A 20,633-nucleotide genomic window follows, 5' to 3' on the forward strand; every position below is an offset into this window, starting at 1 on the left:
CTCGGAGCAGTCCGACAAGGGCGGAAAGGTCCTTACAGACCTGCATGTTTTCGTGCTCGATCGCGGCGGGAAACCGTTGCAGCCGTGCCGGCCCGGCCGGGCCCGGCAGATCCTCAAAGCGGGCCGGGCGGTGGTGGTCCGGCACACCCCGTTCGTCATCCGCCTGATCGACCGCACCGTAGCCGGGTCCACCGTTCCCGGCGTTGAGGTCGGTCTCGACCCCGGCTCCAGGCACACCGGTATCGCCGTCTTCACTGAACGCGGCGGCAGTCGTGCCGGGAAGTACGGCATTCAACTCGACCATCGGGGCGCGGCGATCCGCGACAAGCTCACCGCCCGCTCGGCCTACCGGCGGCGCAGGAGGTCGCGGAACCTGCGCTACCGCGCTCCTCGATTCCTCAACCGCGCCAGGCCCGAGGGCTGGCTCGCGCCGTCGCTGCGGCACCGCGTGGACACCACCATGTCGTGGATGGCCCGGTTGCGGCGGTGGGCGCCCGTGCGCGCCGTCCACGTCGAGCGTGTCGCCTTCGACACGCACGCCCTGTCGGCGGGCCGGCCGCTGGAAGGCATCGAGTACCAGCAGGGCACACTGGCCGGATACGAGGCCCGCCAATACCTGCTGGAGAAATGGGGCCGGACCTGCGTGTACTGCGGCGCGGCGGGGACGCCGTTGCAGATCGAGCACATCCGTCCCAAGGCCCGGGGCGGCTCTGACCGGATCTCCAACCTGACGCTGGCATGCGAGCTGTGCAACCAGGCCAAGAACACCACACCCGTCGAAGAGTTCCTGCAAGGCAAGCCCGCACTGCTGGCGCGCGTTCTCAGGCAGGCCAAGGCCTCGCTGCGGGACGCCGCGGCGGTCAACAGCACCCGCTGGACGCTGTGGCGGGCCCTGACAGCGACAACCCTGCCCGTGGCCACCGGTTCGGGCGGGCGTACCCAGTGGAACCGCTCCCGCACGAACGCGCCCAAATCCCACACCCTGGACGCGCTGCACGTCGGCGAACTCGCGCAGGTGACCGGCTGGCCGGCCCGCATCCTGGTCGTCAAAGCCACCGGACGCGGCAGCTACAGCCGAACCCGCACCAACCGGTACGGGTTCCCCCGCCTGCGACTTCCCCGGATCAAGCACGTCCACGGGTTCGCCACCGGCGACCTCGTCCGCGCCACCGTCGCCACAGGCAAGAACACCGGAGTCCACACCGGACGGGTCGCCGTCCGCGCCACAGGTTCCTTCAACGTCACCACCGAGACCGGCACCCGCCAGGGCATCAGCCACAAGCACATCCGTCTGCTCCAAAGAGCCGACGGTTACGGCTACACGACAAGGGAGGAGAGCACCATTGAACGGTGAACCTCAGGGCACGCTCAGGACCTTGAGCGCCTTCCCGTTCCCTTTTCCTCCCTGGTGTGAACGCTGGGGTATCCACGGGAGCTTCTGATGAGTTACGCCCACCTCGACGCGTACACCCGCCTTCTCCGCAGCGCGCGCGAAGCCGCGGCCACAGGTCAGATCTGGCCGGAGTCGCCCCGACGACTGATCACCGCCTCGTGGCGCCGCTCCCTGGAAGCGGGGATCGATCCGGAAGGGAAAAGCGCGCCCCTGGTCCTCGACCGTTCGAGCATCACGGACGCCCGCGAGGCGCACCCGCTGCAATCGCTGATCCCCCTGCTCGCCAAGACGCTCTGCGGCCTGGCCGAACAGACCGGACATATCATGATCGTCACGGATGGTGACGGGCGAGTGCTGTGGCGCGAGGGCAACCACACGGTCCTGCGCCGCGCCGACCAGATCGGCCTGGCCGACGGACACCACTGGGCCGAAAACAGCGTCGGCACCAACGGCATCGGCACCGCGCTCGCCACAGGCCGGCCCGTGCACGTGTACTCGCAGGAGCACCTCATGCGCGTGCTGCACATCTGGTCCTGCAGCGCCGCCCCGATCACCGACCCCGACTCGGGCCGCGTCATCGGCTGCGTCGACGTGAGCGGCACCTCCCGCAACCTGCACCCCGCCACCGTCGCCCTGGTCGCCGCCACGGCCAAGCTCGCGGAGACCCAGCTCGCGCTCCGCATGTACGAACGCGACGTACGCCTGCGCCGCCGCTACGAGTCGCTGCGCGGCCGGCCCGGCGTCCTGCTGTCGTCCACCGGACGCGTCATCTCCGGCGACCCTTCAGGCCGCCTCGGTGAACGCGTCAAGGTGCCGGCCCCCACCCTCCCCGGAACCCGCATGGTGCTCCGCGACGGCAGCACGGCCCTGCTGGAATCCTTCTCGGGCGGCTTCCTGCTGCGGCCCGCACCGTCCGCCGCGCCCCAGGCCCTGACCCTGTCGTTCCTCGGCGAAGGCACCCCCTCGGCCAAGCTCGGGGACCTCGACCGGCCCCTGTCACTGCGCCACGCCGAGATCCTCACCCTGCTCGCCCTGCACCCGCACGGGCTGACGGCCGAACAGCTCTCGTTCCACCTGTACGGCGACTACGGCAACCCGGTGACGATCCGCGCCGAGATCCACCGGCTGCGGGCCCAGCTCGGCAACGCGATCGCGGCCAAACCGTACCGGCTGGCCTGCCCTCTCGAAGCCGACTTCCTCGATCTACGCCGCCATGTCGCGGCCGGGGACGCGGGCGCGCTGGCCCGCGCGTACGCGGGGCCGCTGCTCGTCCGGTCGGAGTCTCCGGAAATCCGCCGCGAACGCGACGAACTGGAGGCGCAGGTGAGAGCCTGCCTGCTGCGTCACGGCTCCCTCGACCACCTGTGGGCCTACGCCCAGACGGCCAACGGCCGCGACGACTACGAAATCCTCGAACGGCTCGCCGCCCTGCCCTCCACCGATGCCCGTTCCGCCGTTGCTCGGTCTCGGTTGCTTCTATGATCATTTTGTACGGCTTCGCACGGCACACCGCCACCCGCCGCCGTCACGACCATCTGTCCGTTCAACGCCCCTCAGGTGTGACAGGCAAAGACCGAAACGTCGCCCTCTTGGCCCCCTAAGTGGTTCCAACTGGGCCCTGAGCGCGCCGATCCCCTATCGGTCCGTCTAGGTGCGGTCGATTTCGCCGATCACCTGGGCGCCCAGTTCGCGTTGCAGCAGGGCCATGCCGGAGACCACGTCCACGTCGGCGTCGGCGTCGTTGAGCGGGTCGACGTCGTCCTCAGGGGACTTGCCTCGGCCCGGGATCGCTTCCGGCCATGCCGTCGCACCCCCCCGGGCCGTCGCCGCGCCGCCACGGGCCGGTTGGAGGCGGGGGCCCGCCTGGGCGGCCGCCTTGGCCGCCGATCGTGCTGCGGCCAGGCCCGCGCCCACCGGCGCTCCAGAGGCGGGCACGGTGTGGGTGGGGTCGGGGCCGGGCGGCGAAGCGGGGCTGAGATCGTCGGGGGCCTCCGGCCAGGACTCGTCCGTGGTCGGTGGTCCGGAGGGGTCGGCCGGAGGCTGCCCTGGGTCCTGCTGCCCGCCCCCGCCGTGTGAGGCTGTACGTCCCTGCGAGGGGGCGTTCGCCCCCTGTGTCCCCTGCGGGCTGGTCGACGCCTGCGCCCCATGAGTGCTCGTCGATGCCTGCGGAGCGGCGGGCTGGCCCGGCGACGGCGGCTGTGGGCGCGAAGGGCCACGGGACTGCGACGGAGCGGGCGAGCCGCCGACGACCGCCTCGACCCGCCATGTGCCGCCGAGCACGTCGGCCAGCGCGGTGGCCACCACGGCGTCCTTGCCACCGCCCGTGAAGTTCCTCATCGCGCCGACCTGGGCGAAGCCGAGCGTGACCAGGTTGCCTTCCACGCCGACGACCTGGGCGTTCGTGCTGACGTTGGCCCAGACGACGATGCTGCGCTGCTTGAGCGCGGCCAGCACGGCGGCCCACTGTGTCTGGATGGCGCCGGCCCCACCACCCGCAGGAGACGCGTGCGCCGCCCCGCCAGAAGGGGGTGGACTGCCGGAATCGCCTGTGGACGGCGAGCTCGCCGCCGGAGCGCCGGGACGAGCCGCCTCCGGCCAGTCCTCGGCCGCCGTACTCGCCTGCGACCTGGCCACCGCCGGAGCAGAACCGACTCCGGCCGGCTGAGGCCGGCCCGCGGTGTCGTCACTCTGGGCGCCCGTATCCCCCGCCGACGGAACCCGCGCCCCGCCGCTCGAAGCACCAGGTCGCGGGATGGGCACCGAGGCGGGCGGTCCGGAGGCGGCCCGCGCGGCCATCTGGGCGACGGCGCCGCCGCGTTCGAGGCGTTCGAGACGGGCGAGCAGCGCCTCCTCGCCCTGCGCGGCACCCGGCAGAAGAACACGGGCGCACATCAGCTCAAGCAGCAACCGCGGCGAGGTGGCGCCGCGCATCTCCGTGAGACCGGCGTTGAACACCTCGGCCGCCCGCGAGAGCTCGGCGGGCCCCATCGAGGACGCCTGCTGAACCAGGCGCTCCAGCTCGTCGGCGGGACGGTCGAGCAGGCCACTGGAGGCCGCCTCGGGAACGTTGGCCAGGATGACCAGGTCTCGGAAGCGTTCGAGCAGGTCGGAGGCGAAGCGGCGGGGGTCGTGGCCACCCTCGATGACCCGGTGGACGGCACCGAAGACCTGTCCGCCATCGCGGGCGGCGAAGGCGTTGACGACCTCGTCGAGCAGGTCGCCGTCGGTGTAACCGAGCAGGGAGACGGCCTTGGCGTAGGTGATGCCGTCCTCCTCCGCCCCGGCGAGGAGCTGGTCGAGGATGGACAGCGAGTCACGCGCGGAGCCCGCCCCGGCGCGTACGACCAGGGGGAGGGCGTTCGGCTCGAAAGGCACGCTCTCGGAGGTGAGGATCTCCTCCAGCAACGCACGGAGCGTCGCGGGCGGCATCAACCTGAATGGATAGTGGTGCGTACGCGACTTGATGGTGCCGATGACCTTTTCCGGCTCGGTCGTCGCGAAGATGAATTTCAGGTGCGGCGGAGGCTCTTCGACGAGCTTGAGCAGCGCGTTGAAACCCTCGCGGGTCACCATGTGCGCCTCGTCGATGATGTAGATCTTGTAACGCGCCGAGACGGGGGCGAAGAAGGCCCGTTCACGCAGATCGCGCGCGTCGTCAACGCCACCGTGCGAGGCGGCGTCGATCTCGATGACGTCGAGGTGACCCGGACCCGTCGGGGCGAGCGCGACACACGACTCGCAGACGCCGCAGGGGTCGGGCGTCGGGCCCTGCTCGCAGTTGAGAGAACGCGCCAGGATCCGGGCGCTGGAGGTCTTGCCGCATCCGCGAGGCCCGCTGAACAGGTAGGCGTGGTTGATACGGCCCGTGCGCAACGCCTGCCGCAGCGGGTCTGTGACGTGCTCCTGACCCTTGACCTCGGCGAAGGTCCCGGGTCGGTACCTGCGGTAAAGCGCAAGGCTCATACGACCATCCCGCCTGCGAGGGGGCTCTCAACGAAGAGACCCCCCGCACACCCGCCAGAGCCCGCTTATCCTTGCTGCCTTCCGGCCCTGGGGAGGTTCACAGGATGACGCCGCGCGAGGGGTCCCTGCACAGTCTAGCCGGACCCGGCAGTGCTCGCTCCACTCCGAAAAACGTGGTCTGCACATGTCCAGAAGTCCGGTAAGCTCGTCGGCGGAGGATTCGCCTAGTGGCCGAGGGCGCACGCTTGGAAAGCGTGTAAAGGGCAACCTTTCAGGGGTTCAAATCCCCTATCCTCCGCGCCTGGTTGAGGCAGTAAACGCAAAGGGGCCGACCCCATCCAAGTCGGCCCCTTTTGCTATTCGAGTCTCAGTTGGCCTCGTCGGAGGCTTCCTTGCCTCCTCATCGGGCTCCCAGAACAGGCTGTCAACCTGCTTTGCCACCGTCTTCCGGATGCCGTCGGTGACGTGCTGATACCGACGCGCCACTGATCGCCATCACGGTTCGCTCGGGAACCCCCGAGATCATGAGGACGGAGGGACGGGCTCCGCGCTATCGCGCCGCGCCACGAACACGAACTCCTTGCCCGGCCGGTCGGGGGCGTCGCGTACGTCCTCGACGACGAAGCCGTGCTCGTGCAAGTCCCGCTCGATCTCCGTGCGCTCGCGGAAGCGAAGTGTCGATTCCGAGATCAGTACGTCCCCGTCCGCAGCGAACACGTGCGTACCCCGGAAGCTCACCAGCGGCAGGCTCACGTCCGTCAGCTCGCCCCAGGTCTCAACGTGGCCGATGCCCGGGATGTCCGTCATGCGGTACGTGGTCTCGCGCGTCCACTCCGCCCACTCCTCCCACACGCGCTGCGCCGGATCGCGTGTCTCGAAAACAAGCCGCCCGCCGGGCCGCAGCGCCTCGTACGCGCCGCGCAGCGTCGTTTGCCATGCCTGCGGATCGGCGATCGCCTGGGCGACGTTCCCGGTCATCGTCACCAGGTCGATCTGCATGGGCGGCAGGTCCCCCGCGTCGCCGTCGAGCCAGCGCACCCGCTCCGCGCCCGGCTTGCCACGCGCGACGTCGACGGATGCCCGCGCGGGATCGATCCCGGTGACCGTAATCCCGCGCTCGGCGAGCAGCAGCGCGAACACGCCCGTACCGCACCCGATGTCCAGCACGGACCGCGCGCCGAACTCCTCCGCCATCGCGAGATACGCGTCGAGATCGCTGCGGTCCGGATCGAGTGGGTCGTAGATGGCGGCGAGGCGCGGATGCCCGAAATTTGCGTCAATCATTGGGCGAACGTATGTGCGCCCGAACCCGCGCGGCCACTGCTTTTCGTGTTACGGCGCCAATCGGGCTGCACCGCTGATCCCGGGCATGGCCGTCCCGAAGCGAACCTCGGCCAGGCCGCTTAGAGAGCGTTCGGGGACACCCCAGAGGTGGCTGTCCCTGCTGTCCCCGAACGAGAGGTCCTTTGCTCGGATCCGAGCCCTGGAGCTCGTCTATTGTCCCATCCGTGGAGGACCTGTTCGGCGGCGCTGCGCCGTACTACGCCAAATTCCGCCCAGGCTACGGCCAGGCGGCGATCGAGCACCTGGCGGAAACACTCGGCGCGGACAGCCGGGTGCTGGATCTCGGCTGTGGCCCAGGAACGATCGCGATCCCGCTGTCCCGGCGGGTGAAGGCGGTACTCGCGGTGGACCCGGCGCGGGAAATGCTCGCCGAGGGTAGGCGCCTGGTCGAGGACGTCACCAACATCGCCTGGGTGCACGGCGACTCAACCGTTCTCCGGGGATTGCCGCCGTTCGAGCACGTGGTGATGGGCCGGTCGTTCCACTGGATGGACCGCAGGTCCGTACTGATGGAGCTGGACGAGCTGCTGCCGCCCCGTGGCGCAGTAGCTCTGATCGGCCCGGCGAGGCAGCAGGGAGAGCCGTGGCAACCGGACGCGCAACCCTGGCAGCCTGTCGAGAGGCAGGTATGCGAGGAATTCGGCCTCGACATCCACACCGCCGCCAACGCCTTCCACGCCACCGACGAGCACCACCACGACATGCTGGCCGCCTCTCCCTTCAGCAGCCTGGAATCCCGGGTGTTCAGCCGACGGCTGACCTGGAACGTAGACGGACTGGTCGGGCTCCAGCTCTCCTACTCCTACAGCTCGCCCGCCAGGCTCGGCGACCATCTGCCCGCCTTCGTCAAGACACTGCGACGAGCGCTCCTCGCCGACAACCCCACAGGCCAGTGGGAACAGAAACTGGCCACCGAGGTGCTGGTCGCCAGGCGCCCCGGACGCTGACCCTACTCAAAGGGGTTGTGCCGCGATCATCGGCACAAGCCCTTCCCAGATCTGTCACGTGCCCGCTGGTGCCCGGAGGGTGCGTAGTTCGGTGAGCAGGTCGCGGATCAGTGCCGACCCGGTCAGTTCGCGGGTTGTCACGTAGCCCACCCGGCGTAGCGGGGCGCCGTCCCCGAGTTCGGTCGTGGCGACCTTGGGTGGGGCGTCTACTGTCGACAGCCGCGGCACGATCGCCGCGCCGAGCCCGTGGCCGACCATCGACATGACCACTCCGTCGTCCTCGACCGTGATGTCGCCGGGCGGGATCCACTCCTGCATGGCCAGCCAGCGCCGGGTCTCGCCCGAGCAGTTCTCGTGCCAGTCGATCATGGGCAGCGAGCGCGGATCCGGGTGTCCCGCCGGGTAGGCCAGTACGTACGGCTCGTCGTACAGCTCCTTGCAGACCAGCCCCTCCACGTACACCGGCAGAGAGACGACGCCCACGTCGGCCCGCCCGTCGGCCACCTCGCCGGCGATGCCCCTGCCCAGGTCCGGCACGATGCGCACGTCCACGGTGACCTTGGGGTGACGTTGCCCGAACCGCACCAGCACGCGCGGCAGCAGGTGGAAGGCGGCGCTGCGGAACGCGGCCAGCCGGATGGTTCCGGTGGCCTCGCCGCGGGCGGCGGTGTGCGTGTCGGCCCTCATGACCTCCATGAGCCGCAGGATGTGCCGCGCGTGGCCGACCGCGGCCTCCCCCGCAGCGGTGGCCTGGGCGCCGCCGCGCCCTCGGTGGAACAGTACGGTTCCCAGCTTCCGCTCGGCGGCACGCAGGGCGTGTGAGACCGCCGACTGGGTCAGCCCCAGCCGTGCCCCAGCCGCCGACACGGTGCCCTCGCCGTCCACGGCGATGAGGACGCGCAGTTCCGCCGCCGTCAGATCGTTCATGGCAGCGCAACGTATGAAGAGTCTTCATACATTCCGCGCAATCCAGAAACTGCATCCGCTGGCTGGGCCTATTCATCTCATCTAGCGTCTGCCGCATGAAAGTGATGCGTGCTGAACGGCGTGGCGGTCCCGAGGTGCTGACGTTGGCCGAGGTGCCCGACCCGGTGCCGGGCCCCGGCGAGATCCTGGTGGACGTCGAAGCCGCCGGGCTCAATTTCGCCGACGTCGAGCGGCTCCAGGGTTCGTACCTGCCGCCCGAGCTTCCGTTCGTCCCGGGCAGCGAGGTTGTGGGCCGCACCGTGGACGGTCGCCGGGTGCTCGCCTTCGCCGCCCGCGCTTACGCGACGAAGGCGCTGGTGAAGGACGCGGTGGAGATCCCCGAGGAGTTGCCTGCGGGAGCCGCGCTGGCGCTGCTGGTGCAGGGCCTGACCGCGTGGCATCTCCTTCGTGCGGCCGCGCGGATCGCACCTGGCGAAAGCGTGGTGGTCAACGCAGCCGCCGGCGGGGTGGGCCATCTGGCGGTGCAACTTGCGAAGGAGTTCGGGGCTGGGCGCGTGATCGGCTCGGCGTCCACTGCGGAGAAGCGCGATCTGGTGCTGGGTCTCGGCGCTCACGCTGCGATCGACGGCGCCGCGGACGGCTACGCGGAACGGGTGATCGAGGCGAACGGCGGCGCCCCGGTTGACGTGGTGCTGGACGCCGTGGGCGGGCCGGTGTTCGACGCGGCGCCCTACGCGCTCGCTCCGTTCGGCCGCCTGATCACTTACGGAACCTCGGGTGGCACCGACCCGAAGCCCCTCGACCCCGGCCTGCTCACCGAGCGCAACATCGCGGTGGGCGGATACTGGCTCGGCGCCCACCTGCGCCTGCCCGGCAGCACCGCCGCGTCCCCGCTGTCCGAGCTGATCGAGCTCACCGCTTCTGGACGGCTACGCCCACTGAACGGCGGGGAGTACGAACTCGCGCAGGCCGGCGTGGCCCTGGCGGACCTGGCGGCCCGCCGCACCGTCGGCAAGGTCATCCTGCGAAATTCTTGAACAATCGCCCCGGACGACCAAAGAGCGCCGCGCCGCCGCATGCCTTGCCGAGCATGCGCCACCCGGCAGTGCAGGATCAGGTGTATGACGATCGAGTCCGAACGTTTCGAGCCGGGTGCGACCGTGGTGCGGCGCCATGTGTGGAACGGCAAGGTGTGGACGGCGATGCCGTATCGGGTGCTCCAGGACGACGATGAGTACCTCGTGGTGGCGAACTGGCCCGGTCTGCGCGCGTTGGTGTCGACCACCTGGATTGACTCGTTCCTGAACGGTGGGCTTCACCGGGAGCGGACGATCAATGAGCTGGCGTCGGGTAGCTGGGAGCTCGGGTGGTGGGCCTGGCGCGATACGACGGTGCGCAGTTGGTACGGCCTGGACGCCTATTTCACCGTACGGCAGTACTTCGACGCGGAGCTGCGGCCGCGTGCCTGGTATGTGGACTTCGACCTGCCGAAACAGCGCACCCGCATGGGCATCGACACCTTCGATCTCCTGGTGGACCTGATCGTCGAGCCGGACTGCTCACGTTTCCGGTGGAAGGATGAGGACGAGTATCAGCACGGCCGAAGACTCGGGTTGGTCGACGACCAGGCGCATCGGCGTGTCACCGAGGCTCGCGAGGAAGTCGTCGGAATGATCGAGTCACGGCAGGGACCGTTCTCGCACGACTGGTCACCGCCTGCGCACCACACGTGGCAGGTGCCGGTGCTCCCCGATGACGTCCGGCGTCTGCTCTGACGATACGACCGTGCGACAGACGGTCAGCGAGCGTCCGGGACGTAGGTCAGGTTGAGCACGCCGGTCGTGAACGTTTCCGATGTGACCAGCTTCAGCGGATGGGTCGGGGTGTCCTCGAAGAGCCGCTGCCCTCGGCCGACGGCGATCGGGTGGACGAGCAGTTTCAGCTCGTCGAGCAGCCCGTTGGCCAGCAGCCGGCGTACGGTCGTCGCGGAGCCGGACATCTGGATGTCGCCGTCGATCTCATTCTTGAGTTCGCGCAGCTTGGCCGCGACGTCGCCGGAGATGACGGTGGTGTTGTTCCAGTCCGCCTTCTCCAGGGTGCTGGAGACGACGTACTTGCGGACGTCGTTGAAGGCTTTGGCGATCTCCTGGTCGGCGTCCGTGCTCGTCCAGTACGCGGACCATTCCTCGTACAGTTTGCGGCCCATCAGCATGGCCACCGCGCTCTGCATGCCCGCCTCGACGAAGGCGCCCATTTCATCGTTCCAGTACGGGAAGTGCCATTGGTCCGGCGACTCGACCACGCCGTCCAGGGAGATGAAAAAGCTTGAGATGATCTTCGCCATCGCTCGGTTCCTTCGTCATCAGGGTGAGACGGTTGGAAGAGTAGGCGGGAGTGGGCGTTCAGGTCTTGTACAGAAGCGACAGCGGCTGCGACGGATTCCTGTCGCCCAGTTGCGTGGCCGTCCGCCCGATATAACGGGTCAGCGACCGCGACAGGTGTGGATGGTCGAAGTAGCCGAGCCGGTGGATCACGTCCTGGATCGGCGCGTCGTCCTGGATCAGAACGGCGGCCCGCCTGGCACGCTCGATCTGCCGGACGGCGCCGCGAGAAAGTCCTGTCGCCGCCAGGAATCGCCGCTGGATGGTGCGTTCTGACACCTCCGGTGCCGCGCCGCGCAGCACCGCGGCGACGATCGGATCGCGGTCGACGATGCCTTCGCGCACCATCCGCCGGACGAACGCCTCGGCGTTGTCGTAGTCGGGCAGCCGCCAGGCCGACCCCTTCAGCCAGAACGATCTGCGCGTCGCGTCGGGGATGTCCACGAAGTCGTCGACGAGCCGATTGATCGGAAGATGCGGCATCGACGTGCCGAGCGAGAAAGTGATCCCGAAGAACGTGGCGTCTTCTGGGACGGCGGCCGGGCTCGCCTTCGTCTCCGGCCCGTGAACAGCCGCGTTGACGTGGCCGCGGTGCTCCCAGAAGACCAGGTCCAGACGGGTGGCCGCGATCGACGTCATCCGGTCGACTTCGGAGCTGCTGCTGCGCCACACCCGCTCGATGTACGGCGAGTCGGACGACCGGCTCTCGACCTCCAACCCCATCCGCGTCATCCCTCTCGCCCGCGACAGCCGCTGAATCCGGATCATAAGCTGTCGTGTTCACGTCTTGGGCACGGGGAAGGCGGCCAATGTCCTGAGGTTCGCATGGGTGACACTTATGCGGCTTTCGCGTGCATAACCAGGCCGAGCAGACCTATGCTCAGCGCGTCATCAACGCCTCCCCGATTGCGAGGCTTGTATGTCCGAGGCTTACGGCGTCGAGGCGATGCCGCCCTCCGTGGCCATCGCGCGGATCTGCATGTGGATCCAGGCGTCCCTGGGGCTGATCGGGCTGTTCCTGCTGTTCGTGCTGCTGGGCGGCGCGCCGCTGAGCGTCGTCGACGGCGCGCTGGTGTTCACGCTGCTGGTCTCGACGGCCGCGATCGTGCTGCCCGGGTTCCTGGCGCACAGGACGACCAGCCGCCGCGGCTGGGTGCGCGTCTGCGGGCTGGTCGTCGAGACCCTGCAGATCGGGGCCGGGATCTGGGCGCTCACGGGCGGCGTCAACGTCGGCAGGGTGCTGGGCGTGGTGCTGGCCGGGATCGTGGTCGCGCAGTTGTGCAGGCCGTCGTCCGCGATGTGGTTCAACCGCTGAGGCTCAGGTCACCATCGCCTTGGAACGGTCGGTCGCCATGAGGACGGCGAACGCGCCGAGCACCGTGCCCATGATGTAGCGCTGGACCCGCATCCAGACCGGACGGCGGGCCAGGAACGCGGCCAGTGCGCCGGCCGAGATCGCGATCAGGCCGTTGACCGTCGTGGCGACGACGATCTGCACCGAGCCGAGCGCCAGGCTCTGCAGCAGCACGTGCCCCATGGCCGGGTCGATGAACTGCGGGAGCAGCGACAGGTACAGAATGGCGATCTTGGGGTTCAGCAGGCAGGTGAGCAGGCCCATCGCGAACAGTTTGCGCGGCGGCTCGATGTCGAGCTCACGCGGCTGGAAGGCCGAGGCGCCGCCCGGTTTGACGGCGTTCCACGCCAGCCAGAGCAGGTAGGCGGCGCCGGCCAGCTTGAGCGCCGTGTACGCGGCCGGCACGTACGCGAAGACGGCCGTCAACCCGAGGCAGGTCGCCGTCAGGTACAGGGTGAAGCCGAGGAAGACGCCGGTGAGGGAGATCAGGCCCGCCCGGCGGCCTTGGGAGATCGAACGCGAGACCAGGTAGACCATGTTCGGCCCCGGGGTGAGGACCATGCCCAGGGACACCAGCGCGATCCCGATCAAGCCAGCTGTCATACGTGCACCTTATCTGACCTACCGACTGTGGTTGTGCGTATTCGTACCGCTACGGGGGAGGACGGCTCCAGGGGGAACCATGCAGTTCGAAGACGATGTGCCACTCGACCCGTCGCAGGTCGAGGACGTACGAGCCTCGGGTCCACAGCCGGGACGGGGCGGCGGGGGCGGCGGCTGCATGCTGCCCATCGGCGGACGGGGCGGCGGATGCCTGCTGCTGCTCCTGGCGGTGGCCGGGCTGTTCCTGTTCGGGGTCGTGCCATCGCCGTTCACCGGCGGGCAGGGTGGCCCGCAGGGCGGTGGGCAGGCACCGAACGCCCCGCCCGCGCTCTCTCCCAGCGGCAACCTGGCAGAACGCTGCAGGAAGGGCTCCGACACCAACCAGTCGGAGGACTGCCGCATCGTCGGCACGGTGAACAGCATCCAGTCCTATTGGCGGCAGGCGTTCCAGGAACGCGGGCTCGGTCCGTACAGACCGGCCAAGACCGTGCTCTACTCCCAGGCCGTCAACAGCGGCTGCGGCCCGGCCGACTCCGCCGTCGGGCCGTTCTACTGCCCGGCCGATCGCAAGGTCTACCTCGATCTGTCGTTCTTCAACACCCTGCAGCGGGACTTCGGCGCCAAGGGCGGGCCGGTCGCGCAGGCGTACGTGATCGCCCACGAGTACGGCCACCACGTCCAGAACCTCCTCGGCACCATGAACAGGATCGACGTCGACAGCCGCCCGGGGGCCGAGAGCCCGTCCGTCCGCCTGGAGCTGCAGGCCGACTGCTACGCCGGCGTCTGGATCCACAACGCGGTCAAAACCGGCTTCTACCGGGTGCCCTTCTCCCGGGCCGACATCGCCGAGGCGCTCAACGCCGCCGCGGCGGTCGGCGACGACAGCATCCAGCGTCGCACCCAGGGCCACATCACCCCTGACGCCTTCACGCACGGAACGTCGCAGCAGCGCGAGAAGTGGTTTGTCACCGGGTACGAAACCGGCGTCCCCGAACGCTGCGACACCTTCTCCGGCACGGTCTGAGCCACCGCGTCCCCCGGAGCAGAACAACCCGGTCACGTACGCTCTTTTCAGGGATCGCCAGGCGTACTCCGGGGAAGCTGTCCGGCGGGCGGCTGCCTCAGAAGGGACGTCGGATGGACTTCAGAGACAACGTGGAGCTGGACCCCTCTCAGGTGGAGGACGCAGGAGGGGGCGGTGGATACTCGGGCGGAGGCGGCGGCTTCCCCGGCGGCGTGATCATCGGTGGCGGCGGCATCGTCAGCCTGGTCGTCCTCGTCCTGGTCTTCGTGGTGAACAACCTGGGTTCCCGCGGCGAACCACCGCAACGCCGCCCTCCGTCCAACCTCTCCCAGCAGTGCCAGACCGGCGAGGACGCCGATCAGTCGGAGAAGTGCCGCGTGGTCGGCGTGGTCAACAGCGTCCAGGACTACTGGAAGCAGGAAATATCCGAATATCGAACGGCCAAGACTGTCCTGTACTCCGGCCGGTTACGCACCGCCTGCGGCACCGCCTCCTCCGCCGTCGGCCCGTTCTACTGCCCGGGAGAGCAGCGCGTCTTCCTCGACCTGAGCTTCTTCGACCAGCTCCAGAGCAGGTTCGGCGCCAAGGGCGGCCCCTTCTCCCAGGCTTATGTGATCGCCCACGAGTACGGCCACCACGTCCAGAACGTGCTCGGCGCCCTGCGCGACGGCGGCTCCGTGGCCGTCGAACTCCAGGCCGACTGCTACGCCGGCGTCTGGGCGCGCAACGCCGTCAAGACCGGCTTCTACGAAAAACCCTTCACCCGGGCGGATATCGCCGAAGCCCTCGACGCCGCGGCAGCGGTCGGCGACGACAGAATCCAGCAGCGCACCACAGGCAGAATCGATCCTGAATCGTTCACGCACGGCAGCTCCGCGCAACGCGTCAACGCCTTCCAGCGCGGCTACAAAAACGGCCGCCCCGGCGACTGCGAACAGTCCGCGCTGCGCTGAGCCGAGCCCATAGCGCAAGGAATCGGATTCTCTCCTAAAATCGGTGGGGTGATCTTCAAGCTTGTCGGCGACGGACGCCCTTATCCAGAACACGGTCTGACCCACCGCGAGTGGGCGCAGATCCCTCCACGGCAGGTCCGGCTCGACTCGTTGATCACCACGAAGGCCATGCTGGACCTGCACTCGCTGCTGGCCGCCGACTCCACCTTCTACGGGGACCTTTTCCCGCACGTGGTGCAGTGGCAGGGCGAGCTATATCTGGAGGACGGCCTGCACCGCGCGTTGCGCGCGGCTCTCCACCAACGATCCATCCTGCACGCCAGAGTCCTGGAGCTGCCCAACTGACAAACGCACGAATTAAGCGGAGTCGCGATCGTTTCGCGGCTCCTCTTTTTTTTCTCGGGTCGGTGTCAACCAAACCGGGGTCTCGCGCGTCTGGGGCGACTCTCTTTCCAACATCATTTCGCGGAATAGGGCAGTGTCAGTCGTCCCAGCGTTGGGCGTTGTGGTCGTTCAGGGAGCCCTGGGGCTGGGGGATGACGCAGAAGGGCAGCCCGGCGGGGTCCTCCATGACGCACCAATGGTCGTTCACCAGCCGCAGGCACCGGGCGCCGAGGGCCTCCAGGCGCGCGGTCTCCGCCTCCAGGTCGTCGGTGGAGTATCCGCACTTCGGACGCAAACGAAAGGGCCTCCGACCTGTGGGTACAGGTCGGAGGCCCTTTTTAATGGCGGTGGTGGTGGGATTTGAACCCACGGATGAGTTGCCCCATCACACGCTTTCGAGGCGTGCGCCCTCGGCCACTAGGCGACACCACCGCGAATGAGCTTACCGGATCCGCCGAGTGGCGAAGAACCGCTTTATGACCGAAGAGCACTCCTCGGCCAACACCCCCATGACGACCTCGGGCCGATGGTTGAGCCGCCGATCGCGTACGACGTCCCAGAGCGAGCCCACGGCCCCGCCCTTGTCGTCCACGGCGCCGTACACGATCCGCTCCACTCTGGCCAGCACCGCGGCCCCCGCGCACATCGTGCAGGGCTCCAGCGTCACCACGAGTGTGCAGCCGCTCAGCCGCCACTGACCGCGCAGCGCGGCGGCCCGTCTGAGGGCGAGCACCTCGGCGTGGGCGGTCGGGTCGGCGGAGGACTCACGGTCGTTGCCGGCCGCGGCCAGGACCTCGCCGAGCGGGTCGAGCACGACGGCCCCCACGGGGATCTCGCCCCTGGCGCCGGCCGTGACAGCCTCCGCCAGGGCCAGGCGCATGGCCTCCTCGTGGGTCACCGGCTCGGCCCGGTCACCGCAACCGGTCGAGCTCGTCGGCGAACGACAGCCGCTCGGCGATCACCGACACGATGTCGGCCGGCAGCATGCCCTCCTCCATGCTCAGCTCCAGCAGCTCCTCGGAGCTCACACCAAGATCGCTGAGCAGCTCGAAGTCGCCCGCCGGGCGTACGCCGAGCCCGTTGCTCTCCTTGTCGGGCGCGACGCCGGCGAACTCGGCGAACAGCTCGCCCAGGCTGTTGGAGAGAATGGCGTGCGCATCCGAGAGGAACACCCGCGGCTCCTCCTCGCCCCGGTAACGGGCGATGGCGAACCATTCGTCCTCGACCTCGACACACAGCAGGGCCAGTTCGTCGCCCGACAGGCTCAAAGTCTCCGTTACGGCATCGCCCAGGTCGTCCACGATCTCGGCATCACCCAGATCGACCTCGGCCCCACTCCAACCATCGGAGGTCCTGACAAAAGCCGCAGAGAAGGTATTGGACGCCATGTCCGTGCTCCAGGGGGTTCAGCCGAAGACCGACTCAATGGCGCGCTCGAACGGCTCGGAGAAGCCGAGCCGCGCGGCGATGCTGGACAGCACGTCTTCGGGCAGCAGATCAATGTCGCCGGAGAGGATGCCCAGCTCCATCTCGTCCAACCCGAGATCAGCGAAGATCGACAGATCTCCCGCGGGCAGCACGGTCTCCTCGTCCTGGAGGATCTCGTCGAGCTCCTCCTCGTCCGGCACGGGCACGTCGAGGTAGTCGAGCACCTGACGCGCCAGGGGGAAGTCCCAGGAGGCCGCGATGTCGGACAGGAAAACGTCGACCCGATCACCCAGGACCCTCAGTGCCACGAAGAACTCGTCCCCGACGGCGACCAGGCCGATCGTGCCGCTTTCGCTGGGCTGCTGCCGCAGGGCATGGATCAGCCCATGCAGGTCGGACGTGAGCGTCACGGGAAGGAGCTCGGCGTCCCAGCAGCCATCCTCGCGGTACACCACGATGGCGAAGTCGAGAGCGTCTTCGTCTGTCATCGCCATCCCCACCCGAACTCTGACACGACAGGTATCACCAGGACCCAATCGTTCCAGAACAGGCCACTGGCCGTGTGCTTCTCCGACCAAATTGTGATCAAAACCAACATCGCGCGGTGCCGGTAAGGTGAGCCGCGTGCAGCCTTCTACCACAGCTGGCAGGGGGGCTGCGGCCAAGTTCCCCCAGAAGATAGCGTTGTTCTCCATGGAAACCCTCGTCGTCGACCATCCGCTCGTGGCCCACAAACTCACCACGCTGCGCGATGTCCGTACCGACTCGCCGACCTTCCGCAGGCTCGCCGACGAGCTGGTGACGCTGCTGGCGTACGAGGCCACCCGCGACGTGCGCGTCACCGACGTCACCGTCGAGACCCCCGTCGCCCCGGCGCGGGGGGTGCGGCTGGCCAAGCCCTCCCCTCTGGTCGTGCCCATCCTGCGAGCGGGCCTCGGCATGCTCGACGGCATGACCAGGCTGATGCCCACGGCCGAGGTCGGATTCCTCGGCATGATCCGCAACGAGTCCACGCTGCAGGCCGAGACGTACGCCACGCGGCTGCCCGACGACCTGTCGGGGCGGCAGTGCTATGTGGTCGACCCGATGCTGGCCACGGGCGGCACGCTGGCGGCGGCCGTGCGGTTCCTGTTCGACAGGGGCGCCGTCGACGTCACGGCCATCTGCCTGCTGGCCGCCCCCGAGGGCCTGGCCTACATGGACAAGGTGTTCGCCAACTCCGGCAAGCCGATCCGCGTGGTGACGGCCGCGCTCGACGAGCGGCTCAACGACAACGGCTACATCGTCCCCGGCCTCGGCGACGCCGGCGACCGCCTCTACGGCGTCGTCTGAACCCCGAAAGAACGCTTTCCGTCACGCGGAGTCGTCACTTCGTTACATACTGTGGTTGAGTGGGTACGAAGAGACAGGAAGGCAACTTCCGCATGTGCGTGGGGGAGCACTGATGAGCGACATGCCCTGGGCGGTGTTCTCGTGAACGAGCACACCGAGGCCGATCCGACTCCGTACTCGGACGTGGAGGCGGTGCTGCGCGACGAGTTCGTCGGCATCCACTCTGCGACCACCGTAACGCGCTGCGTGGAGGCAGCGCACTACGGCGCGCTGGAGGTCACCGGATATGCCCACCCCAGTCTTGTCGAGCGCATCGCCCGCAAGCACCTTCACGTGCTGGCTCTGGTGGCCAGTGATCGTGGCTAAGCAAGATCGGAACTAACCCGGCCAAGTCACCTTTACCCCGGCACAGGGGTGGGTAATGTATAGGTCGGGTGGAGTGGGTAAGTGGCACGGAGGCGACAGTGCAGGTCAAAAAAGTCCTCACATACGGTGGTATCGCATTTGTGGCGTACTACCTGTTCGCGCGACCAGCTGACGCCGCCGACGCGGTCAGAGGGGCGTTCGACACAGTGTTCAACGCGGCCGACTCGTTGGCCCAATTTGTGAACAGCCTCGCATGAGACTTGTGACCCACGGGGACTCTGCCCCGTCGTCGGTCAACCGTTACCTCCTCCCCCAGGAACAACAGGTCCTCATGGTTCGGCGGCATCCCGCCATCCTGCTGCGTCCGGTCGCCGAGGTCTTCGGCGGCCTGATCGTCGCGGGGCTGCTCAGCAAGTTCTTCGGCGGCAGCGAATCGGGCGGTACCGCCCTCGTCGTCGTCTGGTGGTTGTGGCTCCTGCTTCTGATCCGTTTCGTATGGAAAGTCGCGGAGTGGTCGGTCGATTACTTTGTGGTGACTTCCAAGCGCATGTTGCTGACAACGGGACTCATCACCCGCAAGGTCGCGATGATGCCCTTGGGGAAGGTCACCGACATGAGCTTCCAAAGATCTCTCCTTGGGCGCATACTCGGTTACGGTGAGTTCATCCTCGAGTCCGCTGGTCAGGACCAGGCTCTCTCGACGGTGGAGTACATTCCGTACCCCGAGACCTTGTACCTCGAGGTCTGTCAGATGCTTTTTCCCAGCAAGGACGACGGCGACGATTAATCTCCTTGTGGGGAATTCTTCAGCGGGGATACCCGATTCGGCTACTTCATGCAATCATTGCGTGTTGTTGACCCTTCCCCGCCTTGAGAGATGAGATGCCGAGTCAGGGAACCATCGGTGACCGCGTCCGAGGACTGCGGCTGAACAGGCGGATGTCGCAGGCCCAACTGGCCGGACCCGACCTGTCTGACAGTTATGTCTCGCTCATTGAGTCGGGCAAGCGCACGCCGACTCCTGTTGTGGCCCGGCTGCTGGCCGAGCGACTTGGGTGCACGACCGAGTTCCTCCTTCACGGGATCGAGCCTCGGCAGCGCATCGACACCGAGCTCGGTCTGCGTCATGCCGAGCTCGAACTGCAGCACGGCGACCCGTCCGTCGCCGCCGACCGTTTCAGCGAGATCGTCAAGGCTGCCGACGAAGAGAACGCCATGCTGACCGCGCACGCCCGGTTCGGCAGAGCGCGCGCTCTTGAGGCCCAGGGTCGCCTCGGCCAGGCGGTGGAGGCGTTCGAGCGCCTGCGCAGAGAGGCCGCGGCCCACCCCGAGCGGCTGGCCGACCTCCCGCTCACCATCGCGCTGAGCCGCTGCTACCAGCGGGCGGGCGACCGCCTGCGCGCCCGCGACCTGGCCGGCGCCGCGCTGGAGCAGGCCCAGCGGTTGTCGATCACGCAGGGCGAGATCGCCATCGATCTGGCCGCCGCGTTGGTCGAGGCCCGCAGCGAGCGCGAGAGCGACTCCCCCGAGCTCGGCTACGTCCGGCGTGTGCTGGACCTGACCGGCGTGCCTGAGGTTGTGGACCGTTCCGGAGAGATCCAGGCGCTGTGGCACGCGAGTGCCGCGGCCGCTGCCGGCGAGGACTCCGCGCTGGCCGTGCGCCTGGCCGACGACGCGATCATGGCGGGCCGCCAGACCAGGCTCGCGCTCGAGCTCGCCGGGGTCGCCATGCACTGGGCCAGGCTGGCCACGGCGCCCATCGACGAGGCCGAGCGGCTCATCGCCTCCGCCGCCAAGGCGTTCGCCGCCTTCCCCGCGACCACCCGCGAGCACGGCGAGAGTCTCATCGTGCACGCGCGGGTCAAGCTGCGGGCCGACGATCCGGTGCGCGCGGGCGAGCTGGCCGGCGCCGCTCTGGGGCTGTCACACGACCGCTCCGGCACGACGCCGGCCGAGGCCCACCTGGTGCTGGCCACCGTCGCTCTCTCCCAGGAGAGCGGGCAGGAGGCCGCCACGCATCTGCGCCAGGCCCACGAGCTGCTCGACGCGCTGGACCGGCCGGTGTTCGGCTCTGACAGGCAGGCCGCCCGCTGCTGGCGTGAGCTGGGCGACCTCTACGGCAGGGCCGGGTCCCGACCGCAGCAGACGGCCGCATATCGTAAGGCCCTCGAAGCCGCCGGAGTCCGCTCCGCGATGGCGGGGGTGACGGCGGACGCCACGGTTTCCCACTGAAC

23 protein-coding genes, 2 tRNA genes and 1 other RNA gene are annotated in these 20,633 nt (G+C 68.4%); 14 read left to right on the forward strand and 12 right to left on the reverse strand.

Going from position 1 to position 20,633, the window contains the following annotated elements; genetic code table 11:
* Together iscB and ACFOY2_RS36770 are read left to right on the forward strand one after the other, a co-directional pair.
* Positions 1–1,354, forward strand: a 1,354-nt coding sequence (gene iscB / locus ACFOY2_RS36765) for an RNA-guided endonuclease IscB (RefSeq protein ID WP_379532730.1), incomplete at its 5' end; no start/stop codon positions are given.
* Between the two features lie 87 nt (positions 1,355–1,441).
* Positions 1,442–2,875 (forward strand): helix-turn-helix domain-containing protein, encoded by a 1,434-nt coding sequence (locus ACFOY2_RS36770; RefSeq protein ID WP_379532731.1) that lies wholly within the window; start codon positions 1,442–1,444, stop codon positions 2,873–2,875.
* A gap of 165 nt (positions 2,876–3,040) precedes the next feature.
* Here the strand turns inward: ACFOY2_RS36770 and ACFOY2_RS36775 are convergent, their stop codons facing one another.
* Both ACFOY2_RS36775 and ffs read right to left on the reverse strand, forming a co-directional pair.
* The gene (locus ACFOY2_RS36775) at positions 3,041–5,356 is read right to left on the reverse strand and encodes a DNA polymerase III subunit gamma and tau (protein ID WP_379532732.1); all 2,316 of its coding nucleotides are present in this window, start codon (positions 5,354–5,356) and stop codon (positions 3,041–3,043) included.
* Positions 5,357–5,387: 31 nt separating this feature from the next.
* Positions 5,388–5,483: signal recognition particle sRNA small type (gene ffs / locus ACFOY2_RS36780), an RNA gene on the reverse strand.
* 86 nt (positions 5,484–5,569) lie between these two features.
* On the opposite strand from ffs, the gene ACFOY2_RS36785 reads away from it, so the two are divergent.
* Positions 5,570–5,654: transfer RNA gene (locus ACFOY2_RS36785), tRNA-Ser, on the forward strand.
* Between the two features lie 224 nt (positions 5,655–5,878).
* Here the strand turns inward: ACFOY2_RS36785 and ACFOY2_RS36790 are convergent.
* The gene (locus ACFOY2_RS36790; protein WP_379532733.1) at positions 5,879–6,640 is read right to left on the reverse strand and encodes a class I SAM-dependent methyltransferase; all 762 of its coding nucleotides are present in this window, start codon (positions 6,638–6,640) and stop codon (positions 5,879–5,881) included.
* Positions 6,641–6,864: 224 nt separating this feature from the next.
* Here ACFOY2_RS36790 and ACFOY2_RS36795 point away from each other — a divergent pair, with 224 nt between their 5' ends.
* On the forward strand, positions 6,865–7,647 hold the full coding sequence (locus tag ACFOY2_RS36795) for a class I SAM-dependent methyltransferase (protein WP_379532734.1): 783 nt from the start codon (positions 6,865–6,867) through the stop codon (positions 7,645–7,647).
* 54 nt (positions 7,648–7,701) lie between these two features.
* Here ACFOY2_RS36795 and ACFOY2_RS36800 read toward each other — a convergent pair whose 3' ends face one another.
* Positions 7,702–8,574, reverse strand: coding sequence for a LysR family transcriptional regulator (locus tag ACFOY2_RS36800; RefSeq protein ID WP_379532735.1), 873 nt, complete (start codon positions 8,572–8,574; stop codon positions 7,702–7,704).
* 95 nt (positions 8,575–8,669) lie between these two features.
* On the opposite strand from ACFOY2_RS36800, the gene ACFOY2_RS36805 reads away from it, so the two are divergent.
* A complete protein-coding gene (locus ACFOY2_RS36805) occupies positions 8,670–9,611 on the forward strand; it encodes a quinone oxidoreductase family protein (RefSeq protein ID WP_379532736.1) in 942 nt (313 codons plus the stop codon).
* 84 nt (positions 9,612–9,695) lie between these two features.
* Positions 9,696–10,349 carry a DUF402 domain-containing protein gene (locus ACFOY2_RS36810; protein ID WP_379532737.1) on the forward strand — a complete coding sequence of 218 codons (654 nt, stop codon included), beginning with the start codon at positions 9,696–9,698 and terminating at the stop codon, positions 10,347–10,349.
* A gap of 23 nt (positions 10,350–10,372) precedes the next feature.
* On the opposite strand, the gene ACFOY2_RS36815 is transcribed toward ACFOY2_RS36810, so the two are convergent.
* Both ACFOY2_RS36815 and ACFOY2_RS36820 read right to left on the reverse strand, forming a co-directional pair.
* Complete coding sequence (locus tag ACFOY2_RS36815) at positions 10,373–10,918, reverse strand: dihydrofolate reductase family protein (RefSeq protein WP_379532738.1); 546 nt, start codon at positions 10,916–10,918, stop codon at positions 10,373–10,375.
* Between the two features lie 58 nt (positions 10,919–10,976).
* Positions 10,977–11,678 carry a helix-turn-helix domain-containing protein gene (locus ACFOY2_RS36820; protein ID WP_379532739.1) on the reverse strand — a complete coding sequence of 234 codons (702 nt, stop codon included), beginning with the start codon at positions 11,676–11,678 and terminating at the stop codon, positions 10,977–10,979.
* A 196-nt stretch (positions 11,679–11,874) separates the two neighbouring features.
* Between ACFOY2_RS36820 and ACFOY2_RS36825 the strand changes: the two genes are divergently transcribed.
* The gene (locus ACFOY2_RS36825) at positions 11,875–12,270 is read left to right on the forward strand and encodes a hypothetical protein (protein WP_379532740.1); all 396 of its coding nucleotides are present in this window, start codon (positions 11,875–11,877) and stop codon (positions 12,268–12,270) included.
* A 3-nt stretch (positions 12,271–12,273) separates the two neighbouring features.
* Here the strand turns inward: ACFOY2_RS36825 and ACFOY2_RS36830 are convergent, their stop codons facing one another.
* Complete coding sequence (locus ACFOY2_RS36830) at positions 12,274–12,912, reverse strand: LysE family translocator (RefSeq protein ID WP_379532741.1); 639 nt, start codon at positions 12,910–12,912, stop codon at positions 12,274–12,276.
* A 79-nt stretch (positions 12,913–12,991) separates the two neighbouring features.
* On the opposite strand from ACFOY2_RS36830, the gene ypfJ (ACFOY2_RS36835) reads away from it, so the two are divergent.
* The 3 genes from ypfJ (ACFOY2_RS36835) (at position 12,992) to ACFOY2_RS36845 (ending at position 15,234) form a co-directional block, all read left to right on the forward strand.
* Positions 12,992–13,936: a KPN_02809 family neutral zinc metallopeptidase gene (gene ypfJ / locus ACFOY2_RS36835; RefSeq protein WP_379532742.1), complete on the forward strand. Its 945-nt coding sequence runs from the start codon at positions 12,992–12,994 to the stop codon at positions 13,934–13,936.
* Positions 13,937–14,049: 113 nt separating this feature from the next.
* Positions 14,050–14,889, forward strand: a complete 840-nt coding sequence (ypfJ, locus tag ACFOY2_RS36840) for a KPN_02809 family neutral zinc metallopeptidase (RefSeq protein WP_379532743.1) — start codon at positions 14,050–14,052, stop codon at positions 14,887–14,889.
* A gap of 48 nt (positions 14,890–14,937) precedes the next feature.
* Positions 14,938–15,234 carry a type II toxin-antitoxin system VapB family antitoxin gene (locus tag ACFOY2_RS36845; protein WP_195897211.1) on the forward strand — a complete coding sequence of 99 codons (297 nt, stop codon included), beginning with the start codon at positions 14,938–14,940 and terminating at the stop codon, positions 15,232–15,234.
* A 136-nt stretch (positions 15,235–15,370) separates the two neighbouring features.
* Here ACFOY2_RS36845 and ACFOY2_RS36850 read toward each other — a convergent pair whose 3' ends face one another.
* From ACFOY2_RS36850 to ACFOY2_RS36870, 5 genes are all read right to left on the reverse strand, one after another.
* Complete coding sequence (locus tag ACFOY2_RS36850) at positions 15,371–15,643, reverse strand: VOC family protein (RefSeq protein WP_379532744.1); 273 nt, start codon at positions 15,641–15,643, stop codon at positions 15,371–15,373.
* Positions 15,616–15,705: transfer RNA gene (locus ACFOY2_RS36855), tRNA-Ser, on the reverse strand. The genes ACFOY2_RS36850 and ACFOY2_RS36855 overlap by 28 nt, the downstream gene beginning before the upstream one ends.
* A gap of 10 nt (positions 15,706–15,715) precedes the next feature.
* Entirely contained in the window at positions 15,716–16,171 is a 456-nt protein-coding gene (tadA, locus tag ACFOY2_RS36860; protein WP_379532745.1) for a tRNA adenosine(34) deaminase TadA, read from the reverse strand.
* A 13-nt stretch (positions 16,172–16,184) separates the two neighbouring features.
* Positions 16,185–16,661, reverse strand: coding sequence for a tRNA adenosine deaminase-associated protein (locus tag ACFOY2_RS36865; RefSeq protein ID WP_379532746.1), 477 nt, complete (start codon positions 16,659–16,661; stop codon positions 16,185–16,187).
* A gap of 18 nt (positions 16,662–16,679) precedes the next feature.
* Positions 16,680–17,195 (reverse strand): tRNA adenosine deaminase-associated protein, encoded by a 516-nt coding sequence (locus ACFOY2_RS36870; RefSeq protein ID WP_379532747.1) that lies wholly within the window; start codon positions 17,193–17,195, stop codon positions 16,680–16,682.
* Between the two features lie 199 nt (positions 17,196–17,394).
* On the opposite strand from ACFOY2_RS36870, the gene upp reads away from it, so the two are divergent.
* The 4 genes from upp to ACFOY2_RS36890 all read left to right on the forward strand — a co-directional run bounded on the left by upp (position 17,395) and on the right by ACFOY2_RS36890 (position 20,631).
* Positions 17,395–18,033, forward strand: a complete 639-nt coding sequence (gene upp, locus ACFOY2_RS36875; protein WP_357820892.1) for a uracil phosphoribosyltransferase — start codon at positions 17,395–17,397, stop codon at positions 18,031–18,033.
* Positions 18,034–18,174: 141 nt separating this feature from the next.
* A complete protein-coding gene (locus tag ACFOY2_RS36880; protein WP_357820894.1) occupies positions 18,175–18,399 on the forward strand; it encodes a hypothetical protein in 225 nt (74 codons plus the stop codon).
* Positions 18,400–18,652: 253 nt separating this feature from the next.
* Positions 18,653–19,186: a PH domain-containing protein gene (locus tag ACFOY2_RS36885; protein WP_379532748.1), complete on the forward strand. Its 534-nt coding sequence runs from the start codon at positions 18,653–18,655 to the stop codon at positions 19,184–19,186.
* Positions 19,187–19,281: 95 nt separating this feature from the next.
* A complete protein-coding gene (locus ACFOY2_RS36890; RefSeq protein WP_379532749.1) occupies positions 19,282–20,631 on the forward strand; it encodes a helix-turn-helix domain-containing protein in 1,350 nt (449 codons plus the stop codon).
* The last annotated feature ends 2 nt before the right edge of the window (positions 20,632–20,633 follow it).

It is taken from the genome of Nonomuraea purpurea, from assembly GCF_042650645.1.
Taxonomy (GTDB): domain Bacteria; phylum Actinomycetota; class Actinomycetes; order Streptosporangiales; family Streptosporangiaceae; genus Nonomuraea; species Nonomuraea purpurea.